The sequence below is a fragment of the Rhodococcus phenolicus genome (assembly GCF_001646785.1).
Taxonomy (GTDB): Bacteria; Actinomycetota; Actinomycetes; order Mycobacteriales; family Mycobacteriaceae; genus Rhodococcus; species Rhodococcus phenolicus.
Map to the genome: position 1 here is coordinate 44,517 of NZ_LRRH01000022.1, position 18,817 is coordinate 63,333.

General features: G+C 67.4%; 19 protein-coding genes and 1 pseudogene. 3 read left to right on the forward strand and 17 right to left on the reverse strand.

The features are described 5' to 3' along the window. Position 1: 1 nt before the first annotated feature. Entirely contained in the window at positions 2 to 1,156 is a 1,155-nt protein-coding gene (locus A8G15_RS07960; protein ID WP_068157537.1) for an acyl-CoA dehydrogenase family protein, read from the reverse strand. A 229-nt stretch (positions 1,157 to 1,385) separates the two neighbouring features. On the opposite strand from A8G15_RS07960, the gene A8G15_RS07965 reads away from it, so the two are divergent. From A8G15_RS07965 to A8G15_RS07975, 3 genes are read left to right on the forward strand one after another with little or no spacing between them, the layout of a single operon-like run. Then, positions 1,386 to 2,237: an HpcH/HpaI aldolase/citrate lyase family protein gene (locus A8G15_RS07965; RefSeq protein WP_068157540.1), complete on the forward strand. Its 852-nt coding sequence runs from the start codon at positions 1,386 to 1,388 to the stop codon at positions 2,235 to 2,237. 1 nt (position 2,238) lies between these two features. Further along, positions 2,239 to 3,249 (forward strand): MaoC family dehydratase, encoded by a 1,011-nt coding sequence (locus A8G15_RS07970; RefSeq protein ID WP_068157543.1) that lies wholly within the window; start codon positions 2,239 to 2,241, stop codon positions 3,247 to 3,249. A gap of 55 nt (positions 3,250 to 3,304) precedes the next feature. Next, the gene (locus A8G15_RS07975) at positions 3,305 to 4,096 is read left to right on the forward strand and encodes an SDR family NAD(P)-dependent oxidoreductase (RefSeq protein ID WP_068157545.1); all 792 of its coding nucleotides are present in this window, start codon (positions 3,305 to 3,307) and stop codon (positions 4,094 to 4,096) included. A 62-nt stretch (positions 4,097 to 4,158) separates the two neighbouring features. Here A8G15_RS07975 and A8G15_RS07980 read toward each other — a convergent pair whose 3' ends face one another. The 16 genes and pseudogenes from A8G15_RS07980 to A8G15_RS08030 all read right to left on the reverse strand — a co-directional run bounded on the left by A8G15_RS07980 (position 4,159) and on the right by A8G15_RS08030 (position 18,410). Next, on the reverse strand, positions 4,159 to 4,920 hold the full coding sequence (locus A8G15_RS07980) for an SDR family NAD(P)-dependent oxidoreductase (RefSeq protein WP_068157548.1): 762 nt from the start codon (positions 4,918 to 4,920) through the stop codon (positions 4,159 to 4,161). Between the two features lie 11 nt (positions 4,921 to 4,931). Further along, entirely contained in the window at positions 4,932 to 5,768 is an 837-nt protein-coding gene (locus A8G15_RS07985; RefSeq protein WP_068157626.1) for a mycofactocin-coupled SDR family oxidoreductase, read from the reverse strand. A gap of 31 nt (positions 5,769 to 5,799) precedes the next feature. Beyond that, positions 5,800 to 6,684: a DUF6282 family protein gene (locus A8G15_RS07990; RefSeq protein ID WP_068157551.1), complete on the reverse strand. Its 885-nt coding sequence runs from the start codon at positions 6,682 to 6,684 to the stop codon at positions 5,800 to 5,802. Between the two features lie 105 nt (positions 6,685 to 6,789). Next, positions 6,790 to 8,076, reverse strand: coding sequence for a type 2 periplasmic-binding domain-containing protein (locus A8G15_RS07995; RefSeq protein WP_068157554.1), 1,287 nt, complete (start codon positions 8,074 to 8,076; stop codon positions 6,790 to 6,792). A 158-nt stretch (positions 8,077 to 8,234) separates the two neighbouring features. Next, entirely contained in the window at positions 8,235 to 8,765 is a 531-nt protein-coding gene (locus A8G15_RS31720) for an SDR family NAD(P)-dependent oxidoreductase (protein ID WP_245687755.1), read from the reverse strand. A gap of 19 nt (positions 8,766 to 8,784) precedes the next feature. Then, positions 8,785 to 9,021: pseudogene (locus A8G15_RS32480) on the reverse strand (SDR family NAD(P)-dependent oxidoreductase); the annotation flags it as partial. 30 nt (positions 9,022 to 9,051) lie between these two features. Next, a complete protein-coding gene (locus A8G15_RS08005; protein WP_068157557.1) occupies positions 9,052 to 10,152 on the reverse strand; it encodes an acyl-CoA dehydrogenase family protein in 1,101 nt (366 codons plus the stop codon). A gap of 42 nt (positions 10,153 to 10,194) precedes the next feature. Next, positions 10,195 to 11,454 carry an acyl-CoA dehydrogenase family protein gene (locus A8G15_RS08010; RefSeq protein WP_068157628.1) on the reverse strand — a complete coding sequence of 420 codons (1,260 nt, stop codon included), beginning with the start codon at positions 11,452 to 11,454 and terminating at the stop codon, positions 10,195 to 10,197. A 2-nt stretch (positions 11,455 to 11,456) separates the two neighbouring features. Then, the gene (locus tag A8G15_RS08015) at positions 11,457 to 13,823 is read right to left on the reverse strand and encodes a CaiB/BaiF CoA transferase family protein (protein WP_068157560.1); all 2,367 of its coding nucleotides are present in this window, start codon (positions 13,821 to 13,823) and stop codon (positions 11,457 to 11,459) included. 69 nt (positions 13,824 to 13,892) lie between these two features. Further along, positions 13,893 to 14,033, reverse strand: coding sequence for a hypothetical protein (locus A8G15_RS30500; protein ID WP_156665300.1), 141 nt, complete (start codon positions 14,031 to 14,033; stop codon positions 13,893 to 13,895). 42 nt (positions 14,034 to 14,075) lie between these two features. Next, positions 14,076 to 14,225 carry a hypothetical protein gene (locus A8G15_RS30505; protein ID WP_156665301.1) on the reverse strand — a complete coding sequence of 50 codons (150 nt, stop codon included), beginning with the start codon at positions 14,223 to 14,225 and terminating at the stop codon, positions 14,076 to 14,078. Between the two features lie 251 nt (positions 14,226 to 14,476). Continuing rightward, a complete protein-coding gene (locus tag A8G15_RS30510; RefSeq protein ID WP_156665300.1) occupies positions 14,477 to 14,617 on the reverse strand; it encodes a hypothetical protein in 141 nt (46 codons plus the stop codon). 45 nt (positions 14,618 to 14,662) lie between these two features. Further along, positions 14,663 to 14,812: a hypothetical protein gene (locus A8G15_RS29735; RefSeq protein ID WP_082899736.1), complete on the reverse strand. Its 150-nt coding sequence runs from the start codon at positions 14,810 to 14,812 to the stop codon at positions 14,663 to 14,665. Between the two features lie 108 nt (positions 14,813 to 14,920). Then, entirely contained in the window at positions 14,921 to 16,144 is a 1,224-nt protein-coding gene (locus A8G15_RS08020) for a CaiB/BaiF CoA transferase family protein (RefSeq protein WP_068157563.1), read from the reverse strand. A gap of 158 nt (positions 16,145 to 16,302) precedes the next feature. Next, entirely contained in the window at positions 16,303 to 17,808 is a 1,506-nt protein-coding gene (locus A8G15_RS08025; RefSeq protein WP_068157565.1) for a TRAP transporter large permease, read from the reverse strand. After that, positions 17,805 to 18,410 (reverse strand): TRAP transporter small permease, encoded by a 606-nt coding sequence (locus tag A8G15_RS08030; protein WP_082899737.1) that lies wholly within the window; start codon positions 18,408 to 18,410, stop codon positions 17,805 to 17,807. The genes A8G15_RS08025 and A8G15_RS08030 overlap by 4 nt, the downstream gene beginning before the upstream one ends. Positions 18,411 to 18,817: the final 407 nt, after the last annotated feature.

Sequence of the window (18,817 nt, forward strand, 5' to 3'; positions counted from 1 at the left end):
GTCACAACCCGCCGCGGGCCACGAGCTGGCTCGCGATGACGTTGCGCTGGATCTCGTTGGTGCCCTCGCCGACGATCATCAGCGGCGCGTCCCGGAAGTAACGTTCGACGTCGTACTCGGTGGAGTACCCGTAGCCGCCGTGGATGCGCACCGCGTTCAGCGCGATCTCCATCGCGACCTCCGAGCAGTACAGCTTCGCCATGCCCGCTTCCATGTCGCAGCGTTCGCCGCTGTCGTACTTCTCCGCTGCGTAGCGGGCCAGCTGCCGCGCCGCGGTCAGCTTGGTGGCCATCTCCGCCAGGTAGTTGCCGATCGACTGGTGCTTCCAGATGGGCTGGCCGAAGCTCTCGCGCTGCTGCGCGTACGCCAGCGAGTCCTCGAGCGCCGCCGTGGCGACGCCGAGGGCACGCGACGCGACCTGCAGGCGACCGGTCTCGAGACCCTTCATCATGTGCCCGAAGCCCTTGCCCGGTTCGCCGCCGAGGATCGCATCGGCGGCGATGCGGTAGTTGTCGAAGCTCAGCTCGCAGCTCTCGACGCCCTTGTAGCCGAGCTTCGGCAGGTCGCGCGACACGGTCAGGCCCGGGCCGTGCTCGACGAGCACCACGGAGATGCCCTTGTGCCGCGGCGTCGCCGACGGGTCGGTCTTGCACAGCAACGCGATCAGACCGGAACGGCGGGCGTTGGTGATCCACGTCTTCGCGCCGTTGATGACCAGGTCGTCGCCGTCACGCTTGGCGGTGGTGGTCATCGCCTGCAGATCGGAACCGCCGCCGGGTTCGGTCAGGGCCATCGTCGCGCGGATCTCACCGGTCGCGAGCTTCGGCAGGTACTTGCGCTTCTGATCCTCGGTGCCGAAGAGGGTCAGCAGCTTCGCGACGACGGTGTGCCCGCCCATCGCGCCGGACAGCGACATCCAGCCACGCGCGAGTTCCTCGGTGACCTGCACGTAGCACGGCATCGACACCGGCGAGCCGCCGTACTCTTCCGGGACCGCCAGACCGTAGATCCCGATCTGCTTCATCTGCTCGATCCACTTCTCGGGGTACTCGCCTGCGTGCTCGACCTCCTGCACGGACGGCTTGACCTCGCGGTCGATGAAGTCGCGGACGGTCTTGACCAGGAAGGCTTCTTCGTCGTTCAGGTTGTAACTCACGCAAGTGATCCTTCAGCTCGGAACGGGCCGCGCAGACCCGAGAAAGTTTGTACGGCCATTTTGTGGAGACGTACGGGTATTGTCAATGCGTTGCGTGAGGCGTACCACTGCCTTCTGCACAGTTTTCAGCGATAGGACCGGCTATGACTTCCTATGGAGTGGCGGAACCGACCACAATGGCCGTACATTTAGCGCCGTACTGCCGACCCGACACTTCACGAGGTTCTCCGTGACTTTCGAGCAACACGTCCGCCGGCGAGCCGCGCTCGTCGCCCCCGGCTCGGACGAACGCAAAGCGTCCAAAGCCCTCGCCTCCGCCGCCGACGAAGTCGTCCTCGATCTCGAGGATGCCGTCACCCCCGCACAGAAGGATGCGGCACGCGACCTCGTCGCTCCCCTGGTGCGTGAGCACGGCCGCCGGCGCACGGTGTCGGTACGCATCAACGGGCGCGGCACTCCCTGGTTCGAGGACGACCTGCGGGCGTGCGCCGGACTCGGTGACGCCCTCGCCTCGATCGTGATCCCGAAGGTGGAGAGCGCCGCCGACCTCGCCGAAGCCGACCGCATCCTGGGCGCTTCCTCGTCCGCGGTCGTGCAGGCCCTCATCGAAACCCCGGCGGGCGTCCAGCGCATCGACGAGATCGTCACCGGTCCCCGCGTGGCGGGCGTCATCATCGGCTACGCCGATCTCGGCGCCGCCCTGGGCCGTTCCCGTGCCGCCGCGCCCGAACACTGGATCCACGTCCAGGACCGGGTGCTCCACGCCGCGCGCGCCGCCGGGGTCCAGGCGATCGACGGGCCGTTCCTCGGCATCGCCGACGACGAGGCGTTCCGCCACAGCGCCCGGTGGATCTCCGACCTCGGCTTCGACGGCAAGTGGGTCATCCACCCCGCCCAGATCGACTCCGCTGCCGCAGCATTCACCCCCACGGATGAACAGGCCGAGGCCGCGCGACAGGTCCTGGCCGCGCTCGAGGAGGCCGAGGCTCGCGGCGCCGGGGCCGCCCAGCTCGACGGACAGATGCTCGACGAAGCCGTCGCCGTCGCCGCCCGCCGCACCCTGTCGAAGATCGGATCCTGAGATGACCACTCCCGCAACCGAAGCCATCGCCGTCGGCGGACCCTACCTCGACGACCTGACAGTCGGCCAGGTCTTCGACACGGCACCCGCCGTCACGCTCACCGACGGTCTCGCCGCGGCCCACCAGGCGATCCTCGGTGATCGCTTGCGCCTGGCGCTCGACACGCACCTGTCCACCGCGGTCGCGGCCGGGCCGATCGCGCACGCCGGCCTGGTCACCGATCTCGCGATCGGCCAGTCCACGCTCGCGACCCACCATGTCAAGGCCAACCTGTTCTACCGGGGCCTGCGCTTCCACCGGTTCCCGCGCATCGGCGACACCCTCTACACCACGACCGAGGTCGTCGGGCTCAAGAGCAACTCCGTCAAACCCGGCCGCGCCGCGACCGGCCTGGCCGCGCTGCGGATGAACACGGTCGACCAGCAGGGCCGCACCGTGCTCGACTTCTACCGCTGTGCGATGCTCCCGCTGAACCCGGCGACCGACCCCGCGACCGTGATCCGCACCGACGACCTGTCGTCCATCGGCCCTCAGGACGAACCGGACTGGGCGGCTCCCGTGGACTGGAATCTCGCCGAGTACCGCGACCGTGTTCCCGGCACACATTTCGACCCGTCCCTCGCGGGTGCGGTGTTGCGATCGAGCGGCGACGTCGTCTCCAGCGCACCGGAACTCGCACGACTGACGCTCAACATCGCCGCGACCCACCACGACGAGCGGGTGGGCGCCGCGGGCCGCCTCGTCTACGGCGGCCACACGATCGGTCTCGCACTGTCGCAGGCGACGCGCGCGCTGCCCAACCTCGTGACCGTGCTCGGCTGGCAGTCCTGCGACCACACCGGTCCGGTGCACGAGGGCGACACGCTCACCAGCGACCTGCACATCGAGTCCGCAACCGCGCTCCCCGGCGGTGGCGGCGTCCTGAAGCTGCGTTCGCTCGTCTTCGCGCACCGCGCGGGTGCCGAGCCGGCACCGGTGCTGGACTGGAAGTTCACCGCACTCATGGCGTGAACGCCTCACCTCTCGAATCCTGTTCGGCGGCAACGCCGGAAAGAAAGGAACACTCTTGTCCTCGAATGGACGCCTTGCGGGGAAGACCGCACTCGTCACCGGCTCCGGCTCCGGCCTCGGCCGCGCATCCGCCCTGCGTTTCGCGGAGGAAGGCGCCGCGGTCGCGGTCGTCGACCTCGATCTCGCCGCGGCCACCGCGGTGTGCGACGAGATCGCGGCGGCGGGTGGCCGGGCGCTGCCCGTCACAGCGAACGTCACCTCCGATGCCGATTCCCGGCGCATGATCGACGAGACGCTCGCCGAATTCGGGCAGCTCGACGTCGTGTTCGCCAACGCCGGCGTGAACGGCGCCGGGGACGCGGCGGACACGACGGAAGCCGAATGGGACAAGGTGGTCGGCGTCAACCTCAAGGGTGTGTGGCTGACGTCGAAGTACGCGCTGCCGCACATGATCGAGCGGCGGACCGGATCGATCATCAATCAGGCCAGCATGGGTGGCCTGATCGGCCTGCCGGGTATCTTCCCGTATACGGCGGCCAAGGGCGGCGTCATCGCGATGACCAAGCAGATGGCGGTCACGTACGGCCCGGACAACATCCGCGTGAACGCGATCTGTCCCGGGACCATCCCCACGCCGCTGGTGTACCGCTCACGCGTGGACCGCGGTGCGGCCACCGACGACGCCGATCAGGTGGCCATCGACGCGGAGGTCGCGAACCGCTTCCCGTTGCGGCGGCTGGGTACGCCGAACGATGTCGCGTCGCTGGCGTTGTTCCTGGCGAGCGACGAGGCGGACTGGGTGACCGGCGGCATCTACACGGTCGACGGCGGGCGCAGCGCGTTCTGACGCCCTTCCTGCCGTGCGCGTTTTCGGTAGCGGCCGCTACCGAAAACGCGCACGGGGGGCGACTACTGGGCGGTGAGCCCACCGTCCGCCGTGACGGTCGATCCGGTCATGTACGACGACTCGTCCGAGATCAGGAAGGCGATGACCGCGGCCATCTCGTCGACCTCCGCGCGGCGCTGCAGCGGAGTCTGCGCGAGCGCCGAACTCGTGACACCGCCGGACTCGCGGGCCTTGCGCGCGAGCGGCGTGTCGACGACGCCGGGGCACAGTGTGTTGGCTCGGACTCCCCGGTCCGCGTAGCCGACGGCGATGGACCTCGTCAATCCGAGTACACCGGATTTCGAGGCGTCGTAGCCGCACGTGTTGGTGTTCGCGGAGATCAGCGACGCGACCGACCCGATCGTCACGACCGACGACCGCTGCGCCTCGAGCATGTGCGGTAGCGCGGCGCGGACCGAGAGGAACGATCCGGTCAGGTTGATGCCGACGACGGCATTCCAGTCCTCCACCGACATTTCGTGCACGAGAGCCGATTTCGCGATCCCGGCGCAGGTGACGATGCCGTCCAGTCCCCCCAGGGCGGCGGCGGCCTCGTCGACCGCGGGACCGATCGAGTCCGGATCGGACACGTCCGCCGCGACGGCGACCGCCGTCGCGCCCGCCGCGGTGATGTCGTCGGCGAGGGTCTTCGCCGCGGCCTCGTCGAGGTCGAGGACCGCGACCGCGGCGCCCTCGTTCGCCAGACGACGGACGGCGGCCGCACCGATTCCTCCGGCGCCGCCGGTGACGAGAACCCTGCGCCCCTGATTGCGTGCGTTGCTCATGGCGTTTCCTCTCAGCTGATGCGGAGTCCGCAGTCGACGGGAATCGAGACACCGGTGACGTACCGCGCCTCGTCCGAGGCCAGCCACAGCACCGCGTTCGTGATGTCCTCGGGTTCGACCCAGGCCAGGTCCATGATGTTGCGGTGCCGGGCCCGCTCGCGCAGGTCCTCGATCGTGGGGTTCTCCAGGTCCGGGCAGAACACGCGCAGGGTGGACTCGCTGAAGAGCATGTCGGTGCCGACATTGCCCGGATGCACTGCATTGACGCGGATACCCTGCCCACCGTATTCGGCCGCGAGCGTCTGCATCAGGCCGACGACGCCGTGCTTGGACGCGTTGTAGTGCGCGACGTTGCGCGAACCGTTGTAGGTGACGACCGAACTGGTCAGGACGATCGAGCCGCCGCCGGTCTCGAGCATGCGGGGGATGACGGCCTTGGTCGTCTTCCACACGCCGGTGAGGTTGACGTCGATCATGTCCTGCCACTCGTCCTCGGTCAGCTCGACGGTGGGACGGCAACCGCAGATGCCGGCGTTCGCGCTGACGATGTCGATGCGGCCGAGCTTCTCGACGGCATCGGCGGCCGCGGCGTCGAGGCCGGCCTGGTCGCGCACGTCGACCTTGCGGGTGATGATGCGGCGCCCGGTGGCCTCGACGAGGCGGACGGTCTCGGCGAGGTCCTCCTCGCTCGCCATGCCGTAGGTGAGCGAGGCGATGTCCTCGCACGCATCGGTGGCGTAGATGTCGGCGCCTTCCCGGGCGAGCCGCAGGGCGTGGGATCTGCCCTGTCCGCGCGCGGCACCGGTGATGAAGGCGACCTTTCCGGCCACTCGTCCCTGTGTGTGCATGATCACTGTTCCTCCGGTGGTTCGGTGTCTGTCAGTTCATTCCCAGTAGCCGCGCCGGCGTGTCACACGTCATGACGCGCAGGTCGTCCTCGTCGACGCCTTCGTCCCACAGGGCGTTGACGTAGGAGTGCAGGCCTGCGGCCGGATGCGGGACCTTCGTGGTCCATCCGTAGTCTGTTGCGAGCACGACCTTTTCGGCGTCGAGACGACGCAGTGCCGCGACGACGTCCGCGAACACCGACGGCTCGCCCATGCATGTGTGCGCGGCGAACTCGATGTGCGCGCCGAGGCCGGCGAGCTCGGTGACCTCCTGGATGGTCAGGCGGGGACCGGTGGTCGCGTGCATGGCGTGCGTGACGAGGACGCGGCCGCGTGTGCCGTATTCGCGCGCGACCGCGAAGTGTTCGGCGGTGGAGACGTGGCCGGTGGCGAGCACCGCGTCGTACTGCGTGATCAGATCCAGGATCGTCCGGACCTCCGGCAGCAGTTCGCCGTCGGCATCGATCACCCGGATGCCCTCCTGCACACCGAAGAACGCGTTCACCTTGGCCGGTGCGTCCTGCTGTGAGGAGATCGTGGGCAGCCACACCACTTTCGCGCCCGCGCGCAGCGCACATTCGACTGCGTGCGGGTTGAGTCCGCCCACCGGGTGATCGAGGCAGATCCCGGAGATCGACTGCACTTCCGGCACTGCCTTGTTCGCCAGATGCGCGGCGACGGTGGAGGGGAACTCGTGAGCCTTGAGGACGATCGCTTTCATCCCGTGATCGGCCGCTTCGCGCGCGGCCTCGACCGGGTCGACGGAGTGCGGCGTCTTGGCAGCCATTTCCACGAGCGGTTCGGGCCCGAAGTGGCAGTGCATGTCGATCGCGCCGTCCAGTGCGATGGCGGCTGTCCCCGAGCGGCGTTCGGTCATCGTGTACCTCTCCTGCTGTCGAAGCCCACCGGATTCGGCCGATGGAAACGGAACGCCCCGGAGCGGGAGTCGATCCCGGCTCCGGGGCGGTCGGTGTTCGTCCGATCAGGACGGGCGGTGCGGGAGGAGAATCTCCTCGTAGAACCGCTCGACGTACGGCTGGATGTCGATCTTGTCCGGGCTGTACCAGGTCGCGAAGCCGTTGTAGTCCGTCTCGTTGGTGTATCCGAGTTCGGTGACGATGCCGCTCCACTTGTCGGCGGTGTCACGGACGGTGCCGACGAACGCCTGCCCGTCACCGACCGCGGGGTTCTCCGCGATCGCGTCGACGATCTTGTCGTTGGCCGCCTGCAGCGCCGTGCGGGCGTCGTCGGCGAACGGCACGATCTTGCCGCCGTACTGCTGGATGCTCGCGACGGATTCGACTGTGACCGGCCAGATCTTGCCCTGAATACTGCCGGTGACGAAGGCGTCGAGGCGATCCCACAGCAGCTGCTGCGCGACGAGCGGAAGCGATTCCCACACATCGAGGTTCATCGCCATGTTGCCGCTCGGCACGGCCAGACCGGCCTCCGGGTCGATCACCGTCTGGGGCGCGACCTCGACGATGCCGCCGATCTGCGCGGCGGCGGGGCTGAGCATCGAGCAGTCGATGACGCCGCGCTGCAACGCCTCGTACGCCTCGGTGTAGGCGACGGAGGTGGGGGTGGCACCGAGGGCGGCGACCTCCTGGTTGCCGGCGGTGCTGCCGACGGAGACGCTGCGGCCGGCGAAGTCGGGCAGGGCGGTGCGAGGCTGCGCGCAGAACAGCGCGTTCATGCCGGCGTTGTAGGCCGGCATCATCAGCTTGAGTCCCTTGTCCTCGAACTCCTCGACGATCTCGGGTGTCGACAGGGCGACGTCGGCCGGCCACGCGTTGGACTGCAGGACGCCGGTGACGACGCTCTGGTCCGACAGCACGCTTGCGTCGAGCAGCGCCGAGGTCGCCGGGAACTCCTTCGGCTCGTACACGGCGAGGACCTGGCCGATGTCGAGACGGCCGTCGACGATGGCGTTGTCGATCTCGGTCGACTTCGCGATCGCGTCCGAGTAGGCGATGTCGAAGGTGATCTTGCCGTCGGACCACTCCTCCACCGCGGAGGTGTACGCGTCGATGAACGCACCGCCGGTCGAGCCCTTGGTGCTCGGCGACTGTGTGTGCAGCACGATCGGGTCGACGTCCGCGAACGCGGCCTTGTATTCCTCCATGGTGGCACCGAAGGCGACGCCTTCACCGCCGCCCGAGCTACCGCCCGAGCCGGATTCGGCACATCCCGCAACCGCGAGTGCGCCGGCCACGGCGAGGGCCCCGGCCCGTACGAATGTCCCTGCCCGCCTGGCGAACTTGGTCACTGGAACTCCCTTGTCGAGAACTGACGCGGACCGGCGGCGGTGCCGTCGTCCACACTGCGTGAGTCACGTGATCCCGCTCACAACAGTGCTAATCATGCGTCTCAATTGGCCTGTCTGTCAAGATCTATGCGCCTGAATTCGCCCGGCCTGGCCGCGGGCTACTCGGCGGTGACGCCGCCGTCCACGAGAATCGCCTGACCCGTCACGTACGACGCATCGGGTGACGCCAGGAACGCGACCACCGAAGCGATCTCCTCCGGCTCGCCGTAGCGGCCCAGGGGTACCGACAGCGGCTTCGACGGATTCCGCACCGTACCCTCGGTCGGGACGATCGCGGCGGTGTTGGCGCTCAGATTGGTGCGCACGGCGCCCGGGCACACGCTGTTCACCCGGATGCCCTGCGGCGCATACTCGACCGCCAGCGTCTGCGTGAGCATCTTCACCCCGCCCTTCGAGGCACGGTAGGGCGCGAGCCCGCCCTGGGTCGCGACGAACGACGACGTCGAACCACACGTGACGATCGAGCCTCCGCCGCGGCGCAGCAGCGACGGCAGCGCGGCCCGGATCGTGAAGAACGTGCCGGACAGGTTGATGTCGAGGACGCCGTACCAGTCGTCGCGGCTGATCTCGTGGCTGTCGACCCGGGCACCACTGACCCCCCGCGGCGGTGAAGACCACGCTGATCTCACCGAGCTCCGCGACCACCGACTCCACGATCGACGCGAGCGCGCCGTCGTCACGGACGTCCGCCGCAAAGGACAGCGCGGTGCCACCGGCAGCGCGGATCTTCTCGGCGGTCGCCTCGGCAGCGTCCCGGTGGACGTCGACGATCGCGACCGCGGCACCTTCGGCCGCGAGACGGATGGCGGAGGCGGCCCCGATCCCCGAGCCCCCGCCGGTCACCAGTGCGATGTCGCCGTCGAGTCGCCGCGGCGTGATCGTCATGTGTTTCTCCGTTCGTGGTGAGGTACAGCGTCAGATACCGACGAGGTCGGCGAGCCTGGCGGTGTGCGCGGCGATGCTCCCGAAGAGCGGCTCGATCGCCTTGGCCCGGCGGAAGTACAGGTGCGGGTCCGCTTCCCACGTGAACCCGATGCCGCCGTGCACCTGAATGTTGTGACCGGCGCACAGGGTCAGGCACTCCGACGCCTGCGACTTGGCCATCACGGCCGCAACGGGCAGGTCCTCGGAATCGGTGTCCACGCACATCGACGCGTACATCACCGCGGCCTGCGTCGACTCGATCGCGATCGCCATGTCCGCGCACTTGTGCTTGATCGCCTGGAACGATCCGATCACGCGGTTGAACTGCACCCGTTGCTTGGCGTAGGCGACGGCCATGTCGAGCGCTGCCTGCGATGCACCGATCGCCTCGTTCGCGAGCAGGATCCGAACGAAATCGACGACACGGTCGATCGCGGCACGATCCGATCCGAGCAGCCGCGCCGGAGCACCGGCGAACTCGACGGTCGCGAGGGGTCGGGTCGGATCCAGCGAATCACGTACGGTGGCAGTGACTCCCGAAGCGGACGCCTCGACGACGTACAGCGCCACCGCGTCACCACCCGGCGTGACGGCCGGAACGACGAGAAGGTCGGCGATGTGCCCGAATGCGACGTGGTCGAGCCTGCCGTCGAGTGTCACCGGCCCGGTGCCCGTCGCCCGCACCGTGGCCGCGGCGACCTCGAGGTCGCGCTCGACCGACACGGCGAGCGTGCCCACCGCCTGCCCCGAGGCGAGGACCGGAACCAGTTCCGTCCGCAACTCGGGGGAACCGAGACGGAACACGGCTTCGAGGGCGCCGGTCGTCGCGATCATCGGAACGGGAGTCAGTGCGCGACCGAGCTCCTGTGCCACGATGGCGGTTTCGAGGAAACTGAAGCCACTCCCGCCGAGTTCCTCGGCGATGTGGAGACCGGGCACACCCATGTCGCCGGTGAGGGTCCGCCATATCGTCGAGTCGAATCCGCGGGTGGCCGCGATCTCGCGCACGGCGGTCATGGGGGCTCGTTCGGCCAGGAGCCGGCGCAGCGACGCCCGGAACTCCTCCTGGTCCTCGTCGAATGCGAAATACACGTTGATCTTCCATTCTGCCGACGACGCGGCGACGAGCGGATCTCAGGCGCTCTTGCGGCGACCGATCTCCTGGAACGGACCACCGTCGAGGCGGGGTTCCTTGGGAAGTCCGAGCAACTGCTCTCCGATGATGTTGCGCTGGATCTGGGAGCTGCCGCCGTAGATGGTCGCGGCCCGCGCGTACAGCGCGATATCGTCCCAGCAGCGGGTCGAGTTCTCGGTTCCGGGTTGCGGTGTCACGAGAATCCCGTTGTTGCCCTGACCTTCCGGTGTCAGCGCCTCGACGCCGAGGATCTCGAGGCCGATCTCGGTGTAGCGCTGGAAGAACTCGGCCCAGTAGATCTTCGAGAACGAACCGTCCACTCCCGGCCGGCCACCTTCGAGAAGGGTGGTCAGAGCCCGGTACCCGCGGAAGCGCATCGTCTGGACCCGCTGCCAGCACCATGCGAGTTCGCTACGGATGTGCGGATCTTCGGCGAGACCGCGTTCACGGGCGAGCTCGATCAGGCGGTCGATCTCACGTCCGAACCTGATCGCGTCGGTCGTCGCACGCACCCCGCGCTCGAATCCGAGCAGCGTGTTGGCCGTGTGCCAGCCTCCGTCGACCCCACCGAGGACATTGGCCTTCGCGGTCCGGGCATCGGTGAAGAAGACCTCGTTGAACGCGGTGTATCCCGCGGCGTTGAGAATCGGGCGAACCTCGATACCGGGCTGATCCATCGGAATCAGCAGGAACGACAAGCCCTTGTGCTTGACCGCGGCCGGATCGGTGCGGCAGATCGCGAAGATCCAGTTGGCGTTGCTTCCGGCCGACGTCCACGTCTTCTGCCCGTTGACGACCCACTCGTCGCCGTCGAGGACCGCGCGGGTCCGCATCCCGGCGAGATCGGACCCGGCTTCGGGCTCCGAATAGCCCTGGCACCAGACGATCTCACCGGACAACGTCTTCGGGATGAAGTACGCCTTCTGCTCCTCGGTTCCGAGCACGGTGAGCGTGTTGCACAGCAGCTTGATACCGAGCGTGTCGTTCTCGGTTCCCTCGGGCACGCCGAGCCGCATCAGTTCCTCGTTCAGGACGACCTGCTCGATGTCCGACAGGCCTCCCCCGCCGTACTCCTTCGGCAGCGAAACCGCGAGCAACCCGTTGTCGGAGAGCACCTTACGCCAGGACTGCAGGAATGTGTCCTGTTCGGCGTCGGGCAGTGCCCCGATGCCTCGCCATCCCGCGGGCAGATTGGATTCGAGAAGCTCGCGCAGCGACGCGCGGTATGCGTCCGCCTCCGGCGGGTAGGTGATGTCCATGGTCAGGATTCCTTCGTTGCGAGATCCGGCCGCGAGCACACGGACGCCATCAGCGCGTCGACCTCGTCGGCGGTGTAACCGAGTTCGGCGAGAATCTGCGCCGAGTGCTCGCCGAGGAGCGGGCTGCCGCCCTTGAACCGGCCGGGGGTGTCGGACAGGTGCATGACCATGCCGACCTCGCGGCACCAGCCGTACTCGGCGTGGTGATGCTCGACGACACGGCCGGAGTCGAGGGCCCATTCCTCCCAGAGCAGTTCCGGCATGATCGGGCTGTCGAGGGGGATCTCGGCGGGAACGCGATTGCCGTCGAGCCGTGCGAACGCATCGGCGCTGCTCGATGCCGCGAACGTCCGGGAGAGCGCCTCCGTGAGAGCCTCGGCGTTGTCCTCGCGGTCCGCGGCGGTCGCGAAACGCGTGTCCGCGGCGAGCTCCGGGGTTCCGAGTGCCTCGGCCAACCGCCCGAACGCGGCGTCACCGATCGCGGCGATGGCGATCCAGCCGTCGGCGGTGCGGTAGAGCCGGTACAGCGGCGACCATCCGGTCTGATCCGCGTCCAGTTCGTGCGCGGGCACCGCCGCACCGTCGAGTGTCGCCGAGTGCTCACTGACGACGAACAGGCTCGAGTGCAGCTGCGGACTCTCCACGTACTGCGGCTCACCGGTGTTGTGCCGGTGGTGCAGAGCGAGGAGAACCGTGACGGCACCGAGGAATCCGTTGTAGAGGTCCTCGTTCCCCATCACGCGCCGGATCGGGCCGTTGCCCTTGCCTGCGCCCTCGAAGTTGAGGCCGACCATTCCGGACACGAGGGGCGCGAAGGACTTGAGCCCCGATTTCGGTCCGTCCGAGCCGAAGCCGGGCAGGTAGGCATAGACGAGATCCGGGTTGAGCGCGCGCAGCTGCTCGTATCCGAGACCGATCTTCTCGGCCTTGCCGGGACGGAAGTTGTGCATCACGACGTCGGCTTCGGCGACGAGACGATGCGCGATCTCCTGACCCTCCGCGGTGCGCATGTCGACAGCGAGGCCGCGCTTGCCGCGGTTGGCACCTTCGAACAGGTCGCCGAGCGGCCGCATCTGGTCACCGACGAGCGGCTCGATCTTGACGACCTCGGCGCCGAGATCGGACAGCAGTCGAGCACCGAAGCCCGTCGCGAAGTACGAGCTGAAGTCGAGGATCTTCACACCCTGCAGCGGGGCCTCGACGCGACCGTCGCGGGCCGGCGCGGGCGCCCACTGCGCGGACCGGCTGATCTCGCCGATGCGATCGGTGTGCTCACCGACCTTCGGTGCGGGGAGCGGCGTTGCGGGCGTGGACTTCTCGAAGCGGATCACCGGGCCGACCTGGCGGATGGTGCCGTGCTCGTCGTCGGGAAGTTCGATCGGGACCCGCGCGAAGTTGACCTGGTCGTCCTCGAAGATGTCCTCGGGACGGTTCAGCGGCAGGACCGCGATGTCGGCGGCGTGCAGCAGCTCGAGCCACTCGTCGCGCGGACGCGCCTTGAACGCCTCGGGCACCTTGTTGCGGGCGATGTCGAGTTCGACGTCGTCCAGCGGAACGGCCATCTCGGGGCCGTCGACGGTGCGGGTCTGCTCCCCGAATCCGAGCAGGTCCATGAGCTTCTTGTAGGAGCCCGGTCCGCCGGTGTGCGGTATGAGCCACTTGCCGTCGGCGCAGACGAACGGGTCGGTGATGAGACGCTTGTTGCCGAAGCCCTTCTGGTTTCCGCTGCGCGCCAGGTACGAGATGTCCTTCTCGTTCCACCACCAGTTCATCGAGGAGATCGCGAGCATGCCGTCGAGCAGCGAGGTGTCGAGCTTCTGGCCGGTGCCGTTGAGCTTGCGGGCACGCAGTGCCGACAGGATGCCGATCGTGGTGATGAACGCGGTGCCGTAGGAGACCGTGGGGTGCCCCAGGAAGATGGGTCCTTCGCGGTGTCCGGTCTGCTCGGCCATCTGTCCGAGCCGGGCGTTGAGCAGCGCCTCGTATCCGGGCCGGGCGGCGAGCGGACCGGAGGTGCCGTAGCCGGTGACCGACGCGTAGACGAGTTCGGGGAACTGCTCGTGCAGCGCGTCGTAGCCGAGCCCGAGCTCGTCGGCCCTGCCTGCGCCGAAGGACTCGACGAACACGTCGGCGACGGCGAGCAGCTGCCGCAGCGTGTCACGGCCTTCGTCCGTCCGCAGGTCCGCCTCGACGCTCCACTTGCCGCGGTCGGTCGACTTGCGCACGTTCGCGTTCGCGTCGGGCCCGCCGCCGGGTCGTTCGATCTTGATGACCCGGGCGCCGTAGTCGGCGAGCATCATGGTCGAGATGGCGGCGGGCATACCCCAGCTCGCGTCGACCACTACGAGTCCGTCGAGTGGACCAGCCATTGCGCACTCCTTGAAGTCTCATGATCGCTGCGCCCGGGCACAGCATCGATCGGGTGTCGGTTCGGGCCGCTAGTCGGAGGACGGCAGCGGCTTGGCGGTGAGAAGCTCCATCGGCGCACCGTGGCAGGTGAACCCGCCGTCGCCCTTCTTCACGCACATGATCTGGGTGTCGCAGGTGGCGCACGTGTAGCGCTTACCGACCTCGTTCATGAAAGCTCCTGGGAGTCCTGGAAGTGGTGGAACCTGTTGCCGCTATGCGGCGAAGATGACCTCGAGCGGCGTACCGCAGCAGGCCAGCGACGACCCGTTCGCCCGGGTCGCGATCGCCTCGGAACCGCACTCGGTGCACCGCAGCCGGCTTCCGTTCGTGGCCTCGGTGCCGGGAGTCGTGTCCGTACTCATGTCCGCTCCTTCGCGATGTCTGGTTTCGGGGACGCCTGCACCCCGCCGAACGTTACCCAGTTCACTATAATCATATTCATGGATTAATCACAAGGGTCCGGCAGAACCCACGGCAGATCGATCTGCGCGGCGGAAATGGTTCGATCGCAGTGGATTTCGGGACAAGACACCGGTGGCCCCGACCCTGGTCAGGGTCCGGGCCACCGGTGTTGTCATCGGACATCGCAGGCGATCCCGCGATCGAGCCCGGGCTAGTCCGAGGACGGAAGAGGCTTGGCGGTGAGAAGCTCCATCGGCGCACCGTGGCAGGTGAACCCGCCGTCGCCCTTCTTCACGCACATGATCTGGGTGTCGCAGGTGGCGCACGTGTAGCGCTTACCGACCTCGTTCATGAAAACTCCTGCCGATCGGGGAATGTCGCGGAACGGAGCCGCCGGTCACCCGGCGAAGATGATCTCGAGCGGCGCACCGCAGCACGCCAGCGAGGAACCACCCGCCCGCGTGACGATCGCCTCCGACCCGCATTCGTTGCACCGCAGCCGGCTACCGTTCGTCGCCTCGGTCCCCGGTGTCGCATCCGCACCCATGTCCGCTCCTCACCACATTCGACGCACCGCGTCTCGTTGCCGTCCCGATGTTACCCAGTTCACCATAATGATGTACATAGATGTGTCGAAACTGGTGCGACCGCGTCGCTATTGGACGATGCCCGCGGCCCGCAGGCCCGCGACCTGAGCTTCCGTGAGACCGAGTTCGCCGAGAATGCGGTCGGTCTGCTCACCCAGGGCGGGGACCGGGCCCATGCGCATCTCCACGTCGCGGAACGTCATCGGCGGAAGAACCGCGCGGATCGGCCCGGCCTCGGTACCGACCTCCCGCCAACGGTCACGAGCCTCGAGCTGGGGGTGCGCGATCAGCCCCTTCATGTCGTTGAGCTGCGCGGCCGGGACGCCGGCCTTGGCGAGCAGCGCATCGAGATCGGCGGTGAAGAACCGCCGGGTCTCCTCCGCCACCAGCGCATCGACCTCGGCCCTGTGCTGCACGCGCAGCACGTTGGTCGCATAGCGCGGATTCGCGGCCAGGTCGTCCCGCGCGAACACCTCCGACATCAAGGTGCGCCAGCCGCGATCGTTCTGGACCCCGATCAGGATCTTGCCGTCCTGCGTCGGGTACGCGTCGTACGGCGCGATCGACGCGTGCGAGAGTCCCATCCGCTTGATCTGGACGTCCTGGTACATCTGCATGTACATCGAATGGCCGAGCCACTCGACCGTCGCGTCGAACATCGACAGGTCGATGGTCGCGCCGACGCCGGTCCGCTCGCGCCGGAACAGTGCGGCCTGGATCGCGGTGAGCGCGTACAGGCCGGCCGCGATGTCGGACGCCGGAACACCGGTCTTCGTCGCGGTGTCCGGGGTTCCGGTGATCGAGCACAATCCGGTCTCGGCCTGGACGAGCATGTCGTAGGCCTTGCGGTCCTTGAACGGCCCCGACGTGCCGTAACCGGTCATGTTGACCACGACGAGTCCGGGATGATCGGCGCGCAGTTCGTCCGCACCGAGACCGAGGCGCTCGGCGGCCCCGGGCGCGAAGTTCTGGATGAACACGTCGGCACCTGCCACGAGCGACCGGATCGCCTCGAGCCCCTCGGACGCCTTGAGGTCGACGCAGATCGACTCCTTGCCGCGGTTGAGCCACACGAAGTGCGAGGCGAGGCCGTGCACCGCGGTGTCGTAGTTGCGCGCGAAATCGCCTTCGCCGATGCGCTCCACCTTGATCACACGGGCGCCGAGGTCCGCGAGATGCCGACTCGCGATGGGCGCCGCGACGGCCTGTTCGAGACTGACGACGGTCACGCCGTCCAGCGGGAGTCCGGTGGGTTCGGTTGCCTCCGAATGGAATTCCGTGAACGTTGCCATAGTGGAAGTATCTGCGCGGCACAGGCAGGTGTCAATACTATGTTGAGATTTATTATCAGGAATATCCCCGCGGACGCCGGTGCGACGCAGACGCGGCCCCACCCCCCTCGGGGTGGAGCCGCGTGCACGCTGTCCTCTCCGCTGCGCCGCCGGCGCTCCTATCCGCTCGCGCGGTCCGGCAGGAACGTGGAGATCTCCGGGAAGAAGATCAGGATCAGCACGACCACGATGGCCATCGGCAGGAACCAGAGGGACGCGACGAACACGTCCTTGAGCGGAATGTTCTTACCGAGATTGACCTCGGGATCCTTCGTGATCGAATGGATCACCATGGCGAGAATGCCGACGGGCGGCGACAGGATGGCGAGCTCGCCCATGAACACGGTGAAGGCACCGAACCACAGCAGCGAGATGTCGAGCGCCTCGAGCGTCGGGATCAGAATCGGGATGGTGAGCACCATCATCGGCAGCGGTTCCATGAACGCACCGAGAATCAGGTAGACCACGAGCATCAGCAGCAGGAACTCGACCCGGCTCAGGTCCATGCTCGCGATCAGGTCGGCGAACCCGTTGCTGATGCCCGTCAGCGTCATCATCCGGGAAAGCGCCTCGACACCGATGAGCAGCAGGAACACGGCGCCGACCGTCGAGACCGTGCCGACAGACCCGTCGACGAGTGCGCGCCACGCCCCGCCGTCCTTGCGCTTCCACAGGAAGACGATGCCGACCGAGCACAGCGCGGCGACGGCGCCGGCCTCGGTGGCGGTGAAGACACCGGAGAACATTCCGCCGATGATGACGACGATCAGAACCGGCACCGGCCAGGCGGCGGCGAGGCTCTTGAACCGCACACTCCAGCTCACGTGCGCGGCCTCGACGCGGCTCTCCTTGGTTCCGGCGAGATCCTTGCCGAAGACCGCGAACAGGATGATCGCGATCGTGAACATGACCGAGACGAGGATGCCCGGGCCGATGCCCGCGAGCAGTGCCTTGCCGACCGGCACCTCCGCGATACCCGCGTAGAGGACCAGCAGGATGCTCGGCGGAATCAACTGACCGGGCAGACCTGCGACGATGACCGCGCCGACGGCGAGGCGGCGATCGTATCCGGCCTTGAGCATCTCGGGAATACCGATGCGGCCCAGGGCGTATGCGGTTCCGGTGGTCGAACCGCTCACCGCGGCCAGGCCCGACCCCGCAATGTTGGTGCCGACGGCGAGACCACCCGGCATCCAGCCCAGCCAGTGGCGGGCGGCGGTGTAGAGCGTGTCGGTCAGACCCGAACGCCACAGCAGCAGGCCCATGAGCACGAACATCGGGACGACGCTGAGCGTCCAGCTCGCGACCTGGTCGTACGGCAACGCGGTCAGGGCACTGGTGACGGTCTTCTCACCGCGGATCGCGTACAGACCTGCGAACGACGGGATGATCATCGTCAGTGCGACGGGTACGCGCAGGCACAGCAGCGCCATCATCATGACGAGCGCGGCGCAACCGATCGCGATCGGTGTGAGCGGCAGGAAGATCGCGACGACGGAGCCCACGAGCGCCACCATGAGGATCGCGAACACGGTCCACGATCGGACCGTCGTCTTCCTGCTGGGACCGACCTCGGGTGGCGCCATGCCGGGATTCGGCGTCTCGGCAGCGGTGGTGGTGGTCATTTCGCCTCCGAATCGGGCGTGGTGGACATCGTTGCGGGCACGGCGTGCTCGGCGTCGAGTTCCTCGTTGATGCGTGCGACCTCGGCGTCGATCGGGTCGGTGTCGTCCTCGGCTCCGCGCAGTGCCCGCACGGTCGCGAAGCACAGCTGGATTCCGAAGACTCCGAAGGAGATCGGGATCAGGAAGAACACGGGCCACGACACGACGGTGGACACACCGGCGGTCTTGCCGATCTCACGGGCGTGCAGCGCTTCCTCGAGGCCGTACCAGGCGAAGCCGAACATCACGAGCGCGGCGAGAGCGTATCCGCCGGCCAGAACCGCGCGGCGGACCGATGTCGGGAAGTAGTGGGTCACCAGGTCGGCGACGATGTGCTCGCCCCGGGCCTGGGCCGCCATGAATCCGAGGAGCGCGATGATCGGCAGGTAGATGTACTGCGTGATCTCGAGCGTGTTCGGGATCGGATGCGAGGCGAACGCGCGCAGCAGCGCGTTGGCGGTCACGTGGATCATCATGACGAAAAGAACGATGACTGCCGGTACTTCGATGAGCATCAACAGCGGTGGGGTCCGCTTGCTCGAAGCGCTCGGGGATGCGCTCATGTCAACTCCGCATTGTGAGGGGATGGTGTGCGGTCTCGATGCGTCCGGTCTCAGGTCGCAATGAGCTGACCGGCCGCCGTGAGTGCCGGATACAGCCGGCCGAATCCGTTACGGCCGAGCCTGTTCCAGATCTTCGTGGTCCAGCGCATGTTCTCTCCGCCCGCCGCTCTGCCCGGACGAACCGGGCATGTGGGTGATTCCGTCGTGATCCACATCACTCACGATGTGCATATCATTCGCTTGAATAGGCCGTGAAGTCAAGATTTCATGCGAATGATTTGGCTGAACTCGGATCGATGCTTCGGGTCGCCGTTCCGCAGTGCAACCCTGCGGGTGGCAACTTGACGGAGGGAGACCGTCGTCACAGAATAGCAATAGATGATTACCATTATCTACATTGCCGACAA